The sequence below is a fragment of the Microbacterium sp. NPDC078814 genome, from assembly GCF_040702645.1.
Classification (GTDB): Bacteria; Actinomycetota; Actinomycetes; order Actinomycetales; family Microbacteriaceae; genus Microbacterium.
Genome location: NZ_JBFBLT010000001.1, coordinates 555,941 through 572,870, shown reverse-complemented (window position 1 = coordinate 572,870; position 16,930 = coordinate 555,941). Strand labels below are relative to the sequence as shown.

At 71.7% G+C, this 16,930-nt stretch carries 17 protein-coding genes; 9 read left to right on the top strand and 8 right to left on the bottom strand.

What is annotated here, in order from left to right:
* Positions 1-4: 4 nt before the first annotated feature.
* The 6 genes from AB0300_RS03020 (at position 5) to AB0300_RS02995 (ending at position 5,203) form a co-directional block, all read left to right on the top strand.
* Positions 5-640: a hypothetical protein gene (locus tag AB0300_RS03020; protein WP_366215432.1), complete on the top strand. Its 636-nt coding sequence runs from the start codon at positions 5-7 to the stop codon at positions 638-640.
* Between the two features lie 4 nt (positions 641-644).
* On the top strand, positions 645-1,319 hold the full coding sequence (locus tag AB0300_RS03015; protein ID WP_126893831.1) for a GntR family transcriptional regulator: 675 nt from the start codon (positions 645-647) through the stop codon (positions 1,317-1,319).
* On the top strand, positions 1,316-2,101 hold the full coding sequence (locus AB0300_RS03010; RefSeq protein WP_085605736.1) for an SDR family oxidoreductase: 786 nt from the start codon (positions 1,316-1,318) through the stop codon (positions 2,099-2,101). Before AB0300_RS03015 ends, AB0300_RS03010 begins: the two co-directional genes overlap by 4 nt.
* A 39-nt stretch (positions 2,102-2,140) precedes the next feature.
* Positions 2,141-2,761, top strand: coding sequence for a cyclodeaminase/cyclohydrolase family protein (locus AB0300_RS03005; RefSeq protein WP_366215431.1), 621 nt, complete (start codon positions 2,141-2,143; stop codon positions 2,759-2,761).
* A 128-nt stretch (positions 2,762-2,889) separates the two neighbouring features.
* Positions 2,890-3,405, top strand: a complete 516-nt coding sequence (locus tag AB0300_RS03000; protein ID WP_366215430.1) for a hypothetical protein — start codon at positions 2,890-2,892, stop codon at positions 3,403-3,405.
* Between the two features lie 304 nt (positions 3,406-3,709).
* Positions 3,710-5,203: a thioester domain-containing protein gene (locus tag AB0300_RS02995; protein WP_366215429.1), complete on the top strand. Its 1,494-nt coding sequence runs from the start codon at positions 3,710-3,712 to the stop codon at positions 5,201-5,203.
* Between the two features lie 40 nt (positions 5,204-5,243).
* On the opposite strand, the gene AB0300_RS02990 is transcribed toward AB0300_RS02995, so the two are convergent.
* Together AB0300_RS02990 and AB0300_RS02985 are read right to left on the bottom strand one after the other, a co-directional pair.
* On the bottom strand, positions 5,244-6,335 hold the full coding sequence (locus AB0300_RS02990) for a YihY/virulence factor BrkB family protein (RefSeq protein WP_366215428.1): 1,092 nt from the start codon (positions 6,333-6,335) through the stop codon (positions 5,244-5,246).
* Positions 6,336-6,455: 120 nt separating this feature from the next.
* A complete protein-coding gene (locus tag AB0300_RS02985) occupies positions 6,456-6,989 on the bottom strand; it encodes a DUF488 family protein (RefSeq protein WP_025102556.1) in 534 nt (177 codons plus the stop codon).
* Between the two features lie 114 nt (positions 6,990-7,103).
* Between AB0300_RS02985 and AB0300_RS02980 the strand changes: the two genes are divergently transcribed.
* On the top strand, positions 7,104-9,893 hold the full coding sequence (locus AB0300_RS02980; protein ID WP_366215427.1) for a hypothetical protein: 2,790 nt from the start codon (positions 7,104-7,106) through the stop codon (positions 9,891-9,893).
* Between the two features lie 64 nt (positions 9,894-9,957).
* On the opposite strand, the gene aztD is transcribed toward AB0300_RS02980, so the two are convergent.
* The 4 genes from aztD to aztB are packed head-to-tail and all read right to left on the bottom strand — an operon-like array spanning position 9,958 to position 14,216.
* Entirely contained in the window at positions 9,958-11,157 is a 1,200-nt protein-coding gene (gene aztD / locus AB0300_RS02975) for a zinc metallochaperone AztD (RefSeq protein ID WP_249521645.1), read from the bottom strand.
* 29 nt (positions 11,158-11,186) lie between these two features.
* Positions 11,187-12,101 carry a zinc ABC transporter substrate-binding protein AztC gene (gene aztC / locus AB0300_RS02970; RefSeq protein WP_366215426.1) on the bottom strand — a complete coding sequence of 305 codons (915 nt, stop codon included), beginning with the start codon at positions 12,099-12,101 and terminating at the stop codon, positions 11,187-11,189.
* Between the two features lies 1 nt (position 12,102).
* On the bottom strand, positions 12,103-13,329 hold the full coding sequence (locus tag AB0300_RS02965; protein ID WP_366215425.1) for an ABC transporter: 1,227 nt from the start codon (positions 13,327-13,329) through the stop codon (positions 12,103-12,105).
* A gap of 20 nt (positions 13,330-13,349) precedes the next feature.
* Positions 13,350-14,216 (bottom strand): zinc ABC transporter permease AztB, encoded by an 867-nt coding sequence (gene aztB / locus AB0300_RS02960; RefSeq protein ID WP_253247406.1) that lies wholly within the window; start codon positions 14,214-14,216, stop codon positions 13,350-13,352.
* 55 nt (positions 14,217-14,271) lie between these two features.
* On the opposite strand from aztB, the gene AB0300_RS02955 reads away from it, so the two are divergent.
* Positions 14,272-14,928: an ATP-binding cassette domain-containing protein gene (locus AB0300_RS02955; protein ID WP_366215424.1), complete on the top strand. Its 657-nt coding sequence runs from the start codon at positions 14,272-14,274 to the stop codon at positions 14,926-14,928.
* 27 nt (positions 14,929-14,955) lie between these two features.
* On the opposite strand, the gene AB0300_RS02950 is transcribed toward AB0300_RS02955, so the two are convergent.
* Both AB0300_RS02950 and AB0300_RS02945 read right to left on the bottom strand, forming a co-directional pair.
* Positions 14,956-15,300: a hypothetical protein gene (locus AB0300_RS02950; protein ID WP_366215423.1), complete on the bottom strand. Its 345-nt coding sequence runs from the start codon at positions 15,298-15,300 to the stop codon at positions 14,956-14,958.
* Between the two features lie 109 nt (positions 15,301-15,409).
* Positions 15,410-16,240: a zinc-ribbon domain-containing protein gene (locus AB0300_RS02945; protein ID WP_085605829.1), complete on the bottom strand. Its 831-nt coding sequence runs from the start codon at positions 16,238-16,240 to the stop codon at positions 15,410-15,412.
* Between the two features lie 168 nt (positions 16,241-16,408).
* Here AB0300_RS02945 and AB0300_RS02940 point away from each other — a divergent pair, with 168 nt between their 5' ends.
* The gene (locus tag AB0300_RS02940) at positions 16,409-16,900 is read left to right on the top strand and encodes a DUF1269 domain-containing protein (protein ID WP_025102547.1); all 492 of its coding nucleotides are present in this window, start codon (positions 16,409-16,411) and stop codon (positions 16,898-16,900) included.
* The last annotated feature ends 30 nt before the right edge of the window (positions 16,901-16,930 follow it).

The following is a 16,930-nucleotide window of genomic DNA, read 5'->3' as shown; positions in this document are numbered from 1 at the left end:
CCCCATGTTCCCCGGCGCGGGACTGCCGACCCCGTCCACGGCGCAGCACGGATGGGCGCCCCGGGTGCCGTGGACGATGGTCGCGCACGCCGACGACCGCGTGGTGTGCGTCGCCGACGGGCCCTTCCTCGACGGCGGGGTGGCGGAGCTGACCCGCACGATCGCTCTCGAGGACGGCGCCCTCACGGTCTCGACCGTCGTGCGGAACACGGGTTCGGGGGTCCGGTCGTTCACGTGGGGCGAGCACCCCTGCTTCTCTCGCGCGTTCTTCGCTCCGGGGCGCGTGCTGTTCGCCGGAGAGCCGGTCGTCGCCGTGCCGGCGCACGCGGACGGCGGGGCGGGTCATATCGCCCGTCACGGGGCGCATGCGACCGGCGCGCTCCTCGGGCCCGCCGGCTCGGTCACGCTGCGAGACGTCGCCGGGACGATGCCGCACTGGCTGCTGTGGTCCAACCACGCCGCCGCCGACCTTCCCCGCGCGGACACGATCGCGTGGGAGCCGTCCACGGCGGCGGGACTGGGGGTGGGCGATGCGCTCGCCGCCGGGACGGTGCAGCGGCTGGAGGCGGGCGACGTGTTCCACGCGGTGGTCCGCTGTGAATGGACTTTGTCGACAATCTCCCACGCATCGGTACGATGACATGATGAGCGCTCTCTCCTCCCTCCCCGCGGTCCCTGCGGCGTCGCGCCGCGAGCGCGTCGCCGAGATCCTCCGCGAGGCCATCACCACCGGCGACCTGGAGCCGGGTCAGAAGCTGACCGAGCTCGAACTGGCCGCCCAGCTGGGGACCAGCAGGGCGCCGGTGCGGGAAGCCCTGCGCCAGCTCGAGCAGGAAGGCCTCGTCGTCTCCTACCCGTACCGCGGCACCGAGGTGCTCGGCGTCTCCCAGGAGGAGATCGAGAACGTGCTCGTGCCCATCCGCATCGCGCTCGAGCGCTTCGCGTTCGAGAAGGCGATGGCCGTCGTCACGGATGAGGACGTCGCCGCCCTGACCGCGATCATCGACAGCATGGACGAGGCGGCATCCGCGGGCGACCTCGCCCGGCTCGCGGACGACGACATCCGCTTCCACGAGGCCATCGTGCTCCTCTCGGGGCAGCAGCACTGCCTGCAGATCTGGCGCACCATCCAGCCGCGGGTCCGCGCCTACTTCCGTCGCGACGCGAACTACTACGCCGACTCGCATGCCGTCGCGGACCAGCATCGCGAGCTGATCGGCGCGCTGCAGAGCGGCGACCGCGATCACGGCCTGGACGTCATCACGGAGCACATCCGCACCCACTTCTCCGCGGCCACCGCTCCGGAGGCCGACCGGTGAGCACGGTCGTCGTCACCGGTGCCGCCGCCGGGATCGGCCGCGGCATCGTGCTCCGCGCCGCCGCGCGGGGCCAGGACATCGCCCTCCTCGACATCGATGAGCGCGCGCTTGCGGACACTGCGGCGGCGGCGCTCGCCGCGGGGGCGTCGTCCGCCCTTCCGCTCCGCTGTGACGTGAGCGTCGAGAGCGAGGTCGACGCGGCCTTCACGACCGTCGCCGAGCGCCTGCCAGCGATCTCCGGGGTCGTCGCGAACGCGGGCATCGAGGTGAGCGAGACGCTGACGTCGGCGAGCGTCGAGTCGTGGGACCGCGTGATGGCGGTCAACCTTCGTGGGACCTTCCTCACGGCACGGGCGGCCTTGCAGCGCTGGCGAGCCGTGGGCACGGGCGGATCACTGGTGTGCGTCTCGTCGCCGTCCGCCTTCGTGGGCTTCGCCGGGGGAGCGAACACCGCCTACGGGGCATCGAAGGGCGGCATCTCCGCGTTCGTGCGGGCCGCCGCGTTGGACGCCGCCCCGGACGGGGTGCGGGTCAACGCCGTCGTCCCGGGCGCCACCGACACCGACATCCTCTACTTCGGCCTGGAGGGGGAGGCGTTGGCCGCCCGCCGCACCGAGCTCGGGGAGGCGGCACGTCAGCAGATCCCGCTCGGCCGGATGGCGCGTCCGGAGGAGATCGCCGACGCCGTCCTGTGGCTTCTCGGCCCGGAGAGCGCGTACGTCACCGGCAGTCACCTCGTGTGCGATGGCGGCCTCCTCGCGAAGAGCGCGAACACCTTCTAGGAGCGAGCCGGTCGGGCCTTCGCGGATAGCCTGGTGCGCATGACGGATTCCGCAGGGGTGCCGACGTCTCGCCCGATGGACGCGTGGCTCGACGCCCTCAGTCGGCCCACCGGCTCGCCGGGAGGGGGCGCAGCATCCGGGGTGATGCTGGGCCTCGCTGCCGCGCTGATGGGCATGGTCGCCGGGTACACCCCGGACGACCCCGCGGTGGTCGAGGGCACGGGCCGGCTCGACGCGGTGCGCGCCGAGCTCCTGGAGGCCGTCGAAACGGACGGGATCGTGTCGGCCCGCTTCGGCGCGGCGCTCGGGCTGGCGTCGGACGATCCCGCGCGGGAGCAGCGGGTGCGGGAGGCGGCTGTCGAGGCGGCGCGGTCGGTGGCGCAGCTCGGGCGCATCGGCATCAGCCTCGTCGCGGAGGCTCGTGCGCTCGCCGCGGACGGCAACCCGCACCTCGCCGTTGATCTCGCCGTCGCCACGGAGGCTCTGGAAGCAGGGCTGGCGGGGGCGTCCCTGAACCTTCGGGCCAACCTGCGGATCGCCCGCGTGCACGGGGCGTCGGTCGCGATCCGGGCAGGGCTCGACGAGGAGGTCGGACGACTGGCTGAGGCGCGGACCCAGGTCGAGCGGATCACGGCGGAGCTGTCCGCGCGCCTGGACTGACGTGGCGCACGAGCGGTCGCTGCATGCGCGTCGAGGAGATCCTCGATGCGTGGGATCTGCACCCGGATGGTCCGCTCCGGTCCCGCGAGGCCGGCGGTCGGCGGGCGGGTCTTGATAGCATCCCGCCCATGAGCACGCCGGACTCCGATGCCACCCGGCCCGAGCACGACCGCGCCGCGATCAAGGAGCGCGTGTACGCGACCTTCACGGGCCTCGCCATCGTGCTCGTGCAGAACTCCAACGTCCAGCACACCAGCGCCCTGCAGGTCACCGTGACCCTGCTCATCGGCATCGTCGCGATCGCTCTCGCGGGCTTCGCCGCCGATCTGGTCGCGCACCTCGCGACGCATGGCAGCTTCCCGCGAGGAGCAGACCTGCGCGAGGTCCTGGGGCTCACCGGCACGGCGCTCGGATCGGCGGCGGTGCCGCTGCTCGTCCTCCTCGCGGCCGTGCTGGGGTGGATCGAGCTGCGGACGGCTCTCACGATCGCGTCGATCGTCTACGTCGCGATCCTCGGGCTCATCGGGTACGTCGCCGTCCGCCGTACCGGGGTGAGGTGGTGGCAGCAGCTTATCGCACTGGGCATCCTCGTCGGGCTCGGCGGCGTCGTCGTGCTGGTGCAGCAACTCGCGCACGGACACTGACGGACACAGCCGTTGCGCGGACCGTGCGCATGGTTCATCCTGAACGTGCTGCACGGGCCGGCTTGGGGGGCCTCGACGGTCACGCTGCGGCCGACGGAGCGCCTGCCACTCACCTCCCTCCCCCGGCGGGCGCTCCGCTGCGAGAGCGATCTGCCGCCGTACCGACGCCGTTCGACTCACCCGGGTGATCATCATCCCCGCCCCTGTGATCGTGCGGCCCTCAGGCTTATCGTCGGTGACCAACGGCGGGCTGTCGCAGTCGGAGAACCCGTCACTCGGATCATCGGCGAGATCGAGGGACACCATGCACACGGATACCACGCGCGCACGCTCGCGGACAGCAGGGGCACTTCTGGCGACGGCCATCGCGGCGGCGATGGTGCTCTTCGGCGCGACGCCGGCGTCCGCGCTGTGGGATCCCGACCCCGTTCTGCCGCGGGCGGGCTTCTTCACGCAGGTCACCATCACCGGCTCGCAGTACCCGACGAACGTGACGGGTGAGCTCACGACCCTGGCGCCGACTCCCGGCGCGTACCCGGCGACCGGCGCCTCGGTGGAGGCCGTGAGTCCGCAGCTCATCACCATCGCCGACCCCGTCTCCGGAGCGACCGCGTCGGCCTACTGCATCGACTTCAGCACGGAGACCGGCATCGGCGCCGGCTACAACATCGGGGAGTGGGACGCGTCGAACGTGCCCAACCTCGACTACATCAACTACATCCTGAACAACTACTTCCCCTTCAACACCGCGAACCCGCTCTCCGGTCTCCCGCTCTCGCAGCAGGTCGCCGCGGTGCAGAGCGCGATCTGGTACTTCAGCGACGGTTTCGTGCTGGCGACGGGGACCAACGCGACCATCCGGAATGCGACGGCCGCCGTCGTGCAGGCCGCCCTCGACAGCGGCGGCCTCCCGGAGCCGGCTCTGCCGACGCTCGCGATCGACCCCGACACCACCACGGTGCCGGAGGACGGATCGATCGTGGGACCCTTCACGGTCTCCGGCACCACCAGCGGCACGCTCGACGCGGCCGTGGGCGTGGAGGTCTTCCTGGACCAGGCGGGAACCCAGCCCGTTCCCGTCGGTACCGCGGTCGCTGCCGGCACGCAGCTCTGGGCGCGGTGGACCGGGCCGGCTGCGCCGGTGAACGGATTCCGGATCACGGCCCAGGCCTCGCTCACCCAGGGCACGGTCTATCTCTACGACACGGAGTCGTCGGACAGGCCCGCGGCGCAGAAGCTCGTCCTGGCGCAGACGACGACGCTCCCGCTCCGCACCGGCGTCCGCGCGACCCCGTATGCGTCCGGGGAGGTCAGCGTGCAGAAGATCATCACCGGAGACGGCGCGGGGCTGCAGGACGCCATCACCATCGACCTCGCCTGCACTCCCGCCCCGGCTGAAGGCGTCGTCGTCTCCGCCACGACCCCTGCGGGGGCCACGAGCGCGGATCCCGTCGTCTTCACCGGCCTGCCGGACGGGGCGACGTGCACGGTCAGCGAGTCCGCGGACGGTGCCAACGACGCGGTCACCCTCGCCGCGCAGACTATCGAACCGGAGACGGTGACGGTCGACGCGGCTGCGACGGAGCCCGTCGTCGTGACCGTGACCAACACGTACGACCCCGTCGAGACGCCGAGCAACGGTGGCGGCGAGGGCGGCTCCGGGGGGAGCAGTGACGAGGGGCAGGGACTCGCCGCCTCCGGCCCCACACTGATGACAGGCCCGCTGACGGCCGCCGGCGTCGGGCTCCTGCTCGCCGGTGCTCTTCTGCGGATCCGGCGTCGAGCGAACCTCCGCTGAGCAGGTGGGGGCGCGGCCCGGCCGCGCCCCCACCCCGGCATCAGGACCGCGGGGCTTCGTCTCGCCGCGGTTCCCCTCCGTCGTCCTCGTTCGCGATGCGGATGCGCCGACCCTCTTCGATGTCCTTCCGCTCCTTCTCCGCGCGCTTGTCGCTCTGGCGGGTGTCGCGCGCGGGAAGCTGGATGTCGCGTTCGGCGGCGATCCCGGCCTGGAGCTGGCGGCCGCGTTCCAGCTCGGCGTCGAACTCGGCGCCGAACAGGAGGGCGAGGTTCGCGATCCACAGCCAGAGCAGGAACACGATGACGCCCGCCATCGATCCGTAGGTGCGCTCGTAGTTGGAGAAGGTGGTGACGTAGAGCACGAAGCCGAGGGTGGCGACGGCCAGCACCACGATCGCCACGAGGGCCCCCATGCTGATCCACCGGAACTTCGGCTGCTTGGCATTCGGGGTCGCGTAGTAGAGCATCGCCACGAGGAAGACGACGACGAACAGCAGCAGGGGCCACTTGGCGATGTTCCACGCGAGCTGCACGCCCTCGCCCGCGCCGATCGCGTCGCCCAGCGCCGACACCACATCCCCGGAGAGCACGAGCACGATGGCGACGATCGTCAGGGAGACGACGGTGATGAGCGTGACGAGCAGCTGCATGGGGCGCAGCTTCCAGAACGGCCGCCCCTCCTCGATCTCGTAGATGCGGTTCATCACCCGGCTGAACGCTCCGACGTACCCCGACGCCGACCAGAGAGCGAGGAGTATTCCGAACACGAGCGCGATCCCGGCGCCTGGCGCCTGGGAGATCTGCTCGATGGGCCCGCGGAGGGCTTTCGCGGTCTCCGGCGGGGCCACGTCGCCGATGATGCCCAGCACCGCGTCGGCGGCGGCCCCGCCCTGGCCGAACACGCCGAGCAGCGAGAAGACGGCGATCATGGCGGGGAAGATCGAGAGCACCGCGAAGTACGTGAGGGCCGCCGCGCCGTCCATGCACTGGTCGGCGGAGAACTCCCGGACGCTCTTGACGAGGACGTACTTCCACGACCGCTTCTGCAGATCGGTCGGGCTGTCCGGCTTCTCGTCGTGCTCGGGCGGTGGAGCGGACGCGGATCCGCTGCGTGCTGTGGGTGCCTTCGACATGGTTCCTCCTCGCGTCGGCGCGAGCGCTGCTCCCGCGATCCAGTCCTATGAGGAGAGGAGGTGTTCCGGCACGGGGGTTGCGCGAACGCGAGTCGAGGGGGATGCTGTGCCGGCGGAGGGTCATGCGGCCGGGTACGTGACCACCGCGTCCGCGCGGACGACGGCGCCGCCGCTGAGCTCCGCCCTATCGACGTGCCCCGGACCGAGGATATGGCGGACGACCTCGTCCCGCGCGAGGAGGTGGTCGGCGATGATCCGTCGATGGCATCGCCACCACACGCTCTCCGAGCACATGACCGTGACGCGCCGCGCGCGACCCTCGGCGCGGAGCTCATCGAGGGCGCGTCCGAAATCCGCGGACAGGGCGTGATCGGCGTAGTTGTGGAAGCTGCGGTTCTGCCACCACGCGTTGGTCTCGAAGGGCACGTCCCTGCTCACCGGGCGTCTACCCGTCAGCGCCTCTTCGCGACGGTAGGCGATCCCCGCGTCCTGCAAGGAAGAAGCCAGCGCGTCCTGGTCGAACTGCGGGTACCGCTTCGAGCCGGGGAGACGCCGCACGTCGACGACACTCTCCACGCGGCTCTCCTGCACGAGCCCGAGGAACTCGTCGATCGTGCGGGTGGAGTGCCCGATGGTGAAGAACGGCTCAGACATGAGGCGACCGTAGCCCACTCGTCCCCATCCACGGACGACCCTTGCCCTGCCGCGGTCCCCGCCCCTACGGTGAGGTGACGGGTGGGAATCCGCACCCGGGGCGGGGGCCGTTCGATGAGAAAAGTCCGATTCGGAGTTCTGGGCGTGCTGCTGGCCGCGGTCGTCGGCATCGGTGGTGCTCTTCCCGCCGTCGCCGCCGAACCCACTGCTCGGCTCTCGCTCTTCAAGGCGATCGAGAACCTCGACACGGGGGCCAGTCTCGGAGACCGCACCCTGTGGACGATGCACGCGGTCAACGTGGCCACGGGGGAGACCTTCACCGGCGACGGCCTCAACGGCATGCAGTCGCGCCTCATCCCACCCGGCACCTACCGCATCTTCGAGACCGGCGGCGTGGCCGGGTACGCCTTCTTCTCCTGGAACTGCGACGGCGACGTGACGACGCAGCCGGAGCGTACGATCACGATCACCGCGAACCAGTCGATGACGTGCACGGTGCAGAACAACGCGATCCGGAGCAGCCTCACGCTCGTCAAGAACGTGCAGGGCGGGGGCGCGGCCCCGTCGGAGTGGACGCTGCGGGCCCAGGGACCGTCGACCATCGAGGGGGCGGGAGGCTCCGCTGCGGTGCAGAACCAGCCGGCACGGATCGGCACGTACACGCTGAGCGAGTCCGGCGGACCGGGGAGCTATGTGGCAGGACCGTGGACGTGCGAGCGGCGGGATCTGACGACCGGCGCGATCACCGCCGTCCCCGTGGCCGGTGATCAGTTCGAGATGACCCTCGGCGGCGCGGTGACCTGCCAGATCACCAACACCGGGGATCTGCCCCACCTGACGCTCGTCAAGGAGGTCGTCGATCCGGCGGCGACCGGATACCCGCTGGCCGCCCCATCCGACTTCGTCCTGACCGCGAGCGGACCCGAGCGGATCTCCGGCCCTTCCGGGTCGGACGCCGTCGACCACGCCTCCATCGACCCCGGTGCCTACACGCTCGCCGAGAGCGGTCCCGCCGGATACAGCGGTGGCGCGTGGACCTGCGTCGACGCCACGAGCGACGGCGGGATCGACGGGGCGCTCCTCTATGTGCGCGAAGGCTCCGACATCACCTGCCGCATCACCAACACCTTCGCGGGCGGCTGGCTCACCCTCGTCAAGAACGTGGTGGGCAGCGACCAGCCGCCGTCCGACTGGACCCTGACGGCCGCCGGACCGGAGACGGTGACCGGTGCCTCCGGATCCGCTGCGGTCACCCGCGTCCCCGTGCCAGTCGGCGACTACGCGCTCGCCGAGGCGGACGGACCCGCCGGGTACGCGGCCGGGCCGTGGTCGTGCACGGGCGGCGCCCTGGCGACCGATACCGTGACCGTCGGCGCCGGAGCGGACGTGACCTGCACGGTCACGAACACCCTCGAGGTCGGCCAGCTCACTCTCGTGAAGAACGTCGTGAACGCCGGCGGCGGTCCCCTCACCGCGCAGGACTGGGAGCTCACCGCGACATCGGCCGACACCGTCATCAGCGGCGTCTCCGGCTCGGGCAAGGTGAGCTTCGCGGCGGTGGCTCCGGGGACCTTCACCCTGTCGGAGGCGAGCACCGCTCCGGAGGCGGGCTCCTATGTGAGCGAGGGCTGGTCGTGCGTCGATGACGAGGGCACTCCCGTCGGCTCCGGCGACACCGTCGAGGTCGTGCCGCTGGAGAGTGTGATCTGCACCGTCACGAACCGTTGGACCCAGTCGACCCTGACGCTGCGCAAGCAGGTCGCCTCCGCCTTCGGCACGCCGGCGCTGCCCTCGGCGTGGACCCTGACCGCGACCGACGGTGCCGCCACGGTGTCGGGACCCGCCAATTCCCCCGCCGTCACGCAGGCGGCCGTCGTCCCCGGCGCATGGACGCTGAGCGAGCAGGACGGCCCCACCGGCTACGATCCGCTCGGCTGGAACTGCTCGGGCGGGACGGTGACCGGCGACGTGGTCCAGGTGCCGCCGTCCGCAGACGTCGTGTGCATCCTCACCAATGCATCGATCACGCCGAGCCTGACTCTCGTCAAGCAGGTCGTGAACGGCGAGCGCGGACGCGCGGTGCCCGGCGACTTCGAGCTGAAGGCCCGCGGCCCGGGCAACGCGGCGCTCTCCGGCCCCAGCGGCTCGGAGTTCGTCACCGACATGCAGCTTCCGCCGGGGGAGTACATCTTCTCTGAGGACGGCCCGAGCGGCTATGAGGGTGAGTGGTCCTGCACCGGCACGACCTGGGACGGGACCACGGCGACGCTGGGATTCGGAGAGGACGCGATCTGCACCGCCACGAACACCTTCGTCGGCGGCACTCTGACGCTCCGGAAGACCGTCGTCGGGGATGGCCCGGGAGCCCCGGCCGGGCCCGCCGACGCCACGGACTGGACGCTGCGTGCAATCGGTGGCGGGGAGTTCCCGCGCCCGCGCATCGAGGGAGCGTCCGGCGAGACGGCGGTGACCCTGGCTCCGCTCGGGGCCGGTGCGTTCCGGCTCTCGGAGCGGGCGGTCGCGGGCGCGCCCACAGCGGACTACCGCAGCGACGGCTGGGAGTGCACCGGGGGCGTGCTGGAGGGCGACATCGTCCAGGTGACCGCAGGGGTCGACACCGTGTGCACGGTGACGAACGTCTACGACCCCCGCTCCGGTCCCGACCCCGAGCCCGAGCCGGAACCCGAACCCGAACCCGAGAATCCGGATCCGGGCACGGATGTCGACCCCGGGACGGCGACCGGGGCGGACGGTGGGGCGGCCTCCGACCTGGCCACGACGGGTCTCGCGCCGGGCGCGGCCGCGGCGGCAGGCGCCGGTGGTCTGCTCGTGCTCCTCGGTGCCGGACTCCTCGCGGCGCGGCGGCTTCGGCGCGCGCGGCACGGGCATCCCGGATCGCGCTGATCCGACCCCTCCGCCCACGCACGGCGGGTCCGCCCTCGAGAGGACGGACCCGCCGTGCCGAGGCTCAGCCGGCGGCCGGTGCGATCTCGTTCGGCGTGACCTCCAGTTCGGTGCTCGCGAGCACCTCGCCGGTGGTGAGGTCGACCGCGTGCACGCTGTCCGCGGCCGGCTCGGTCACGTACGCGATGTCGCCCGCGACGACGATGGCGGGGTGCGGGTCCTGCCACTCGGCGGGCCCTTCCCACGCCTCGATCACCGGGTAGGAGTCGGTGATCTCGCCGGTCTCCGGGTCGAGCACGTGGATCGCGCCGTCGGCGCCGAGGATGTAGGCCAGGTCGCCCGGGCCGCGCGCGACGTCCCGGAAGGTGTACTCGGCCCCTTCGGGCAGGGACACGACCTCGGACGTCATCGCCGCGGTGTCGATGAGCGTGACGGCGCTCAGCAGGTAGCCCTCGGCGTCGGGGTCGTTCTTGTAGTCCCCGACGATGATCGGGCTCGTCTCGCTCACGTACGCGTTGCCCATCCGGCCGTACGGCTGGTCGGGTGCGGCGAGCTTGGTGATCTCGCCGTCCTTGTACACGAGCGCGCCGTCCTCGCACCCGAAGACGACCACCTCGTCGGCCGCGGTCCCTTCGCCGTGGACGCCGGGGCACTGGTCGGACGAGGCGATCTCCGTACCGTCCGCATCGCGCACGACGATGCCGCTGCGACCGTCCGCATCGCCCACCGTGGTGAGGAACGTGCCGTCCTCCAACAGCACCGAGACGCCGTGGTGCGCCTCGACGCCGTCGACGGTCTCCACCGCCGGGAGACCGCCGTCGCCGAGGTCGGCGGTGTCGAAGATCGTGGTGTCGCTCGTGCCGTCGGCGTAGAGGATCGTCTTGCCACCGTGGCGGACGACATGGCCGGGGGTGTCGGCCGCGAACACCGTGTCGGTCAGGACCGCCTCGTCGGCTGACCCGGCCCCGGTGTCGAGCACCTGGAAGCCTTCGCTCATCGTCACCATGACATGGCGACCGTCGCCGGCCGGGTTCAGGCGGGTGAACGGCTCGGAGTCGAAGTCGGCGACGGTGTCGAGGGTCTCGCCGTCGAGGACGAGGATGCCGCCCTCATACGAGATGGCAACCCGGGGGCCGGCGTCCGGTTCCGGGGCGTCGCTCGCGGCGGAGCCGGCTCCAGCCGTGGTCGAGCAGGAGGCGAGCGTCACGGCGGCGCCGAGGGCGACGGCCCCGACCAGCGCCCGGCGCAGGGGGAGTGTCTTCATGCGGTGCTTCTTTCTTGTGAGGGATGGTCTCAGCGGGTGAGACCGGAGGTGATGCGCTCGGTGTTGACGCGCATCATGGTCAGGTAGTCCGGTGCGCCGCCGTCTTCGGCGGTGAGCGACTCGGTGAAGAGCTCGATCATTTCGATGTGGACGTCGGCCTCGTCGGCGAGCGCCTGGACGAGCCGGTCGGGGGAGGAGGACTCCGCGAAGACGGCGGGCACGCCCGTCTCCTCCACGGCACCCACGAGATCGGCGAGGTCGGAGGCCGAGGGGGCCGCGAGCGTAGTGCCGCCCGGGATGACGGCACCGACGACCTCGAAGTCGAAGCGGTCGGCGAGGTAGCCGAAGACGTGGTGGTTGGTCACGAGCGCCCGACGGTCGTCGGGGATCCGGGCGAACGCGCTCGTCATCTCGTCGTCGAGCGCCGTCAGCTCCTCGCGGTAGCCGGCGACGTCCGCCGCGAGGGTGTCGGCGTCGACCCCGTCGAGCGCGGCCAGGGCGGGCTGCAGGGCGTCGACGACGTCGATCATCCGCGCCGGATCGGTCCAGAAGTGGGAGTCCGGCATACCCGCGGCGTCGCCGTCGCGGTAGTCCAGGACCTCGATCGCGTCGCCCGCGACGAAGGACGGCACCTCGGCCGCGACGGCCGCGTCGAGATGCTGCTGCAGGCCCTCCTCGAGCCCGAGCCCGTTGGAGACGAGCAGGTCGGCGTCCCGCAGCGTGGCGGCCTCCTGCGCCGAGATCTCGAACGAGTGCGGGTCGGCGTTCGGCTTCATGAGGGTGACGACGCGAGCATGAGCGCCGATGAGCTCGCCGACCACATCGCCCAGGATGTTCGTCGAGACGACGACCACCGGCCGCGTATCGGCGGGAGGGGCGCAGGCGGTCAGAGCGGCGGCGGTGAGCGCGGCGAGAACGGCGGCGAGGGGGCGAAGGAGGCGCATGTCAGCGTCCCGTCTCGGCGACGAACGCCGGGGCGTCGGCGGTATCGAAGGTCCGCGCGAGGCGGGCGTCGTCGGCGTAGTCGATCTCGAACAGCCGGTGCTCCGCCGGGCCGCTCAGATAGGCGCGGTGCTGATCGGCGATGAGGGCCGGAGCCTCGCCCGCCGCCAGCGATGCCGCCACCAGCGGGGTGGTCTCCGCCCGCACCGTCCCGTCGAGCGCGCTGAGCACGAGCACGCGTCCGTCCTGCGTCAGCGTCAGAAGGGTGTCGTCCTCATCGCCGACCGCGGTGACCTGCGCGAGGGGAGTGGGGGCGGTGAGCAGCGTCCAGGCCTGCGCGCGGGTGTCGAGGACCCGGATGTCGGTCGGTCCGGCGAGGCCGGCGACCGTGGGGCGCCCTTCGCGGTTGTGGAACGCGGACACGGCTCCGGCCGGCGCTCCGTCCGGGTACGGGATGCGGTCCACGGTGAGCGCCCCGGCTTCGACACGGGCGAGCAGCGCACCGTCGGCGCAGCCGATGACCGCGCCGACCCTGGTCGTGATCGTGCCGGTCGGTGCGGCGCAGTCCTCCCGGAGGCCGGTGCGCTCGCCGTCCGCCGTGTAGCCGACGACGACTCCGCCCGTCTCCCCGTCGGCCTCGGTCACCAGCGCGAACGACCCGGCCGGCACCACCAGCCCCTCGTGCGGGGAGCGCTCGATGCGGAACAGCTCACGGATCTCCCCCTTCGACAGGGCCTCCGTGTCGAGGAGGACAGCTTCTCCGGATCCGGAGAAGGAGATGCCGGTGCCGCCGGTGGTCGAGCTGTTCGTCGTCGCGACCGTCGCCGCGCCGTCGCCCTCCACCGTGCCGAGCAGGGCGGGATCGGCGCGGTAGTAGTGGAAATGGTCGACGTGGTCCCACGTCCAGACGCCGCTGTCGACGACCTCGACGCCGTCGCCGGTGTCTGCGAAGAGGTACCGGCCGTCGGTCGTCAGGCCCTCCGGGGCGGCCACCGTGCCGATGTCGGTGACGCTCTCGTCAAGGAGGTCGAGGTGGGTGACCCGACCCTGCGCGTCGATGGTCGTGAGTCCGAGCTGCGGTTCCGCGACCTCTTCCGCCCCGGCGATCGCGCCGTGGCCGTCTCCGGCGGAGGAGGAGGCGGCGGGGCTCTGCGCCGCGGGTCCGGCGCAGGACGCGAGGGGGAGAGTCAGGGCGGCGACGGTGATGAGGGGAAGGAGGCGGGAATGCACGAAGAGCCTTTCGGGACGAGTCAGGAGGCGGCGACAGGGACGGGAGGGGCGATCGGCCGTCGGGTTCGCACGGCGACCCGCGCCGCCCAGGACAGACCGGCGAGGCTGATCGCGGCTGCGGCGACGGACGCTCCCGCGGCGGTGGCCGCATACCAGGACGCGAGGAGACCGGCGAGGACGGCAGCCACGCCGAAGGCGCACGCGAGCGCCATCCGCGTGGGCAGGCGCGACGTCCACTGTCCGGCGGCGACCGCCGGGGCGAGGAGCAGACCGACGACGAGCAGCGAGCCGACCGCCTGGTACGACGCCACCACCGCGAGGGTCACCAGTCCGACCAGGGCCGCCTGAGCCCACCGGGGGCGGAGCCCGAGCACCGTCGCGATACGGGCGTCGAGGGCGAGCGCGACGAACGGCCGATGGCAGAGGGCGGCGACCGTCACTCCCACGACCGCGGCCGCGGCGAGCAGGAGGAGGTCGGCGCGGGTGATCGCCAGGATGTCGCCGAAGAGGATCGCCGTGGCATCCGTGGCGAAGCTCCCGGAGTGGGAGATGACGATCACCCCCAGGGCCAGCATCGCGACGAAGAGCAGTCCGATGCTCGTGTCGTAGGAGAGCCGGGCGCGTCGTTGCAGGGCGCCGATTCCGATGCTCATCGCGACGGCGCTGACCGCCCCGCCGACGAGCACGGGTGCCCCGAGCACCGTGGCCAGCGCGACGCCGGGCAGCATTCCGTGCGCCAGGGCCTCACCGAGGAAGGCCATCCCGCGGACGACGACCCAGGTGCCGACGACCCCGCAGAGGACCGCGACGAGAGCGCCGCCGATGAGTCCGCGCTGGAAGAACTCGAGCGTGAACGGGGTGAGCAGGGCGGCGAGCGAGGGGGTCACGGAACGCGAGCCTATTCGTAGTTGAGAATGATTATCAAATTCATAAACTGGAGACATGACGAGAACCCTCCGTGCTGCCGACGGCGCCCTGCGTCTCGACGGCGTCTCCGTCCGGCTCGGCGACCACGAGGCCCTGCGCGGCGTCACCTTGGAGGTGGAGGCGGGTGAGTTCGTCGTCGTCACCGGTCCGAACGGCGCGGGGAAGTCGACGCTCCTGGAGGTGGCCGCCGGGGTGCGCTCACCGACCAGGGGGCGGCGGAGTGCGACCGGGCCGATCGCCTTCGTGCCGCAGCGCGCCGCAGTGCCCCCGGGCCTTCCGCTCACCGCGCGAGACGTCGTGACGGTCGGGACGTGGCGTCGGCTCGGGGCCTTCCGCCGGCGGGATCGGCGGGCGCGTGCGCCGGTGGCGGCGGCGATGGAGCGCACCGCTGTGTCGGCTCTGCAGCGCCTGCCGTTCGCGACGCTGTCCGGCGGCCAGCAGCAGCGTGTGCTCCTGGCTCACGGGCTCGCGGGGGAAGCAGGCGTCCTGCTCGTGGACGAGCCGACGACGGCCCTGGACGCCGCATCGGTCCGTCGCATCCGGGCAGTGCTGCGGGAGGAGGCGGATCGCGGGGCGGTTGTCCTCTGCGTCACACACGATGCGACCCTGATCGCCGATGCCGACCGCGAGGTCGCGCTCCGCGACGGCATGAGGCTCTCTGCGTCGCGCTGAGGGGACCAGCCGCTCAGCGGAGCGCGATCAGAGGCCGTGGCCCATGTCGAAGTCGGAGAGCGCGGGGACCTCGATGTCACCGGGAGACGACGAGTCGCTCCGCGGCTTCGGGAACAGGCGGTGGACCTGCAGTTCGTCGACCTCGGCGGAGAAGTCGGGATCGGGTTCCCCGGTGTGGTGGGGGCTGACGAGCACGTCGTTGCCGACGCCGACGAGGAGGTCGGCCCAGTCCTTCTCGCCCTCCAGGAGGATCGGGATCTCGACCGCTTCGGACTCGCCCTCCCTGGCGATGGCGGCGGCCAGGGCGAGCAGCGTCTCCGCGACGTCGTCAGAGGTGATGAGCTGCTGGCCGGCGTAGGAGACGAGTTTCATGCGGGCATCATCGCCTGCCCGCCGCCGTCGCGCACGGGGGTTGCGCTCGCGGGCGAGAACCGTTAGGTCGCTCCGCCTTCGAGTATCTAACTGGGTGAGGTACCGCACGTCAGCGCAGGTAGGCATCGACGAGGAGGGCGCCACGGATGTCGCGGAGCCGGTCGACCAGCCGGGTGATGCCGCTCGCACCGAGGGAGGTGAGCGGGAGGTCGAAGGGCCCGAGGGGCTCGAGCTTCCCCATCCGCACCCGCACGACCTCCCAGCCGGCGCCGCGCACCGCGCGATCCTTCCGGCGATCGGTCTCCTCCCTCTTCCCGACGTGCTCCAGCCCGTGTCGGCCGACCGTGTCGTACTCGATCGCGATCCGCAGTTCCGGGAGCAGGATGTCGGGCCACACCTCCGTATGCCGGAAGAACGGCCGCGCGACCTTGATCGCGTTGACGTCGTCGGGGAACACCAGTCGCGCCGCCAGTGCCTCCCGCAGCTTCCCCTCCGCCGCCGAAGCCGGCTTCGGAGCGCACGCGCTCAGGAACGCCGTGCCCGTCGGCAGCGCGGGAGTCTTCGTGCACAGCGCCGGCGCGGGCTTCTTCGGGCGAGCGGGGAGTGCCCGCGCCTCTCCGAGGATCACGGGCTGCGGACGCGCCAGCGCCGCGCATTCGGGGCACCAGGACGAGCGCCGTCGCACCCGCCCCGGGCGTTCGCGCTGCTCGGTCGGCGTCGCCGCGAACAGATGGCCGACGGCGCATTCCCAGCAGAGCAGCACATCGGCCGCCAACGGGATCTGCGAGAGCGTGATGCCGTGGTTGAGCTCCGGGTGATACTGCCGGATGAGCTCGGGGTAGGCCGCCCACGCCGCCCGGTAGGTGCCGACCGCGTAGGGCACGTCGAGTCCGCGCGAGAACTGGCGTCTCGCCCACCACTGCTGCACGGGCTCGGGCACGACAGCGACGGTAGGCGAGGCCACGGACATCGCCGCTGCGGAGTCACCAGGGTGAACATCGACGGCTGCTCTGTCGTGTCCGCAGGGGCGCGCCTAGGGTCGGTGGCGAAGACCGGTGCCTCTGCGCGCGTGGAGAGCATCTCCGATCGCAACCGAAAGCAGGAAACCATGGCTGAACTGATCGTCATCTCCTATGACACCGAGAGCGACGCGGAGGGTGCTTACAACCGCGTCCAGGCCCTGCAGGACGACCTCGTCGTCGAGCTCGCCGGCCTCGCGCTCGTGAAGGTGGACGGCGAGGGCAAGACGAAGGTGGAGTACCCGGGCGCCGGGAGCAGGATCGGCCTCGGCGTCGCCTCCGGCGCTCTGTTCGGTGCGCTGATCGGCATCCTGTTCTTCATCCCGGTCGCCGGCCTGGTGTTCGGCGGCCTCCTCGGGGCCCTGTTCTCCGGCCTCGACAAGACCGGCATCGACGCCGAGTTCCGCGACCGCGTGAAGGCCACCGTGACGGCAGGCAAGTCCGCCGTCGTCATCTACGCGCTCAAGCTCACGGAGGACAAGTTCGCCGAGGCGCTGGCCCCGTACAACGGCACCGTCGTGCAGACCTCGCTGTCGAAGGAGGACGAGGCCGAGCTGGTCAAGGACCTCGGCGGCCACTGACCGCCGACCGATGCGCCCGTCGTGGATCCG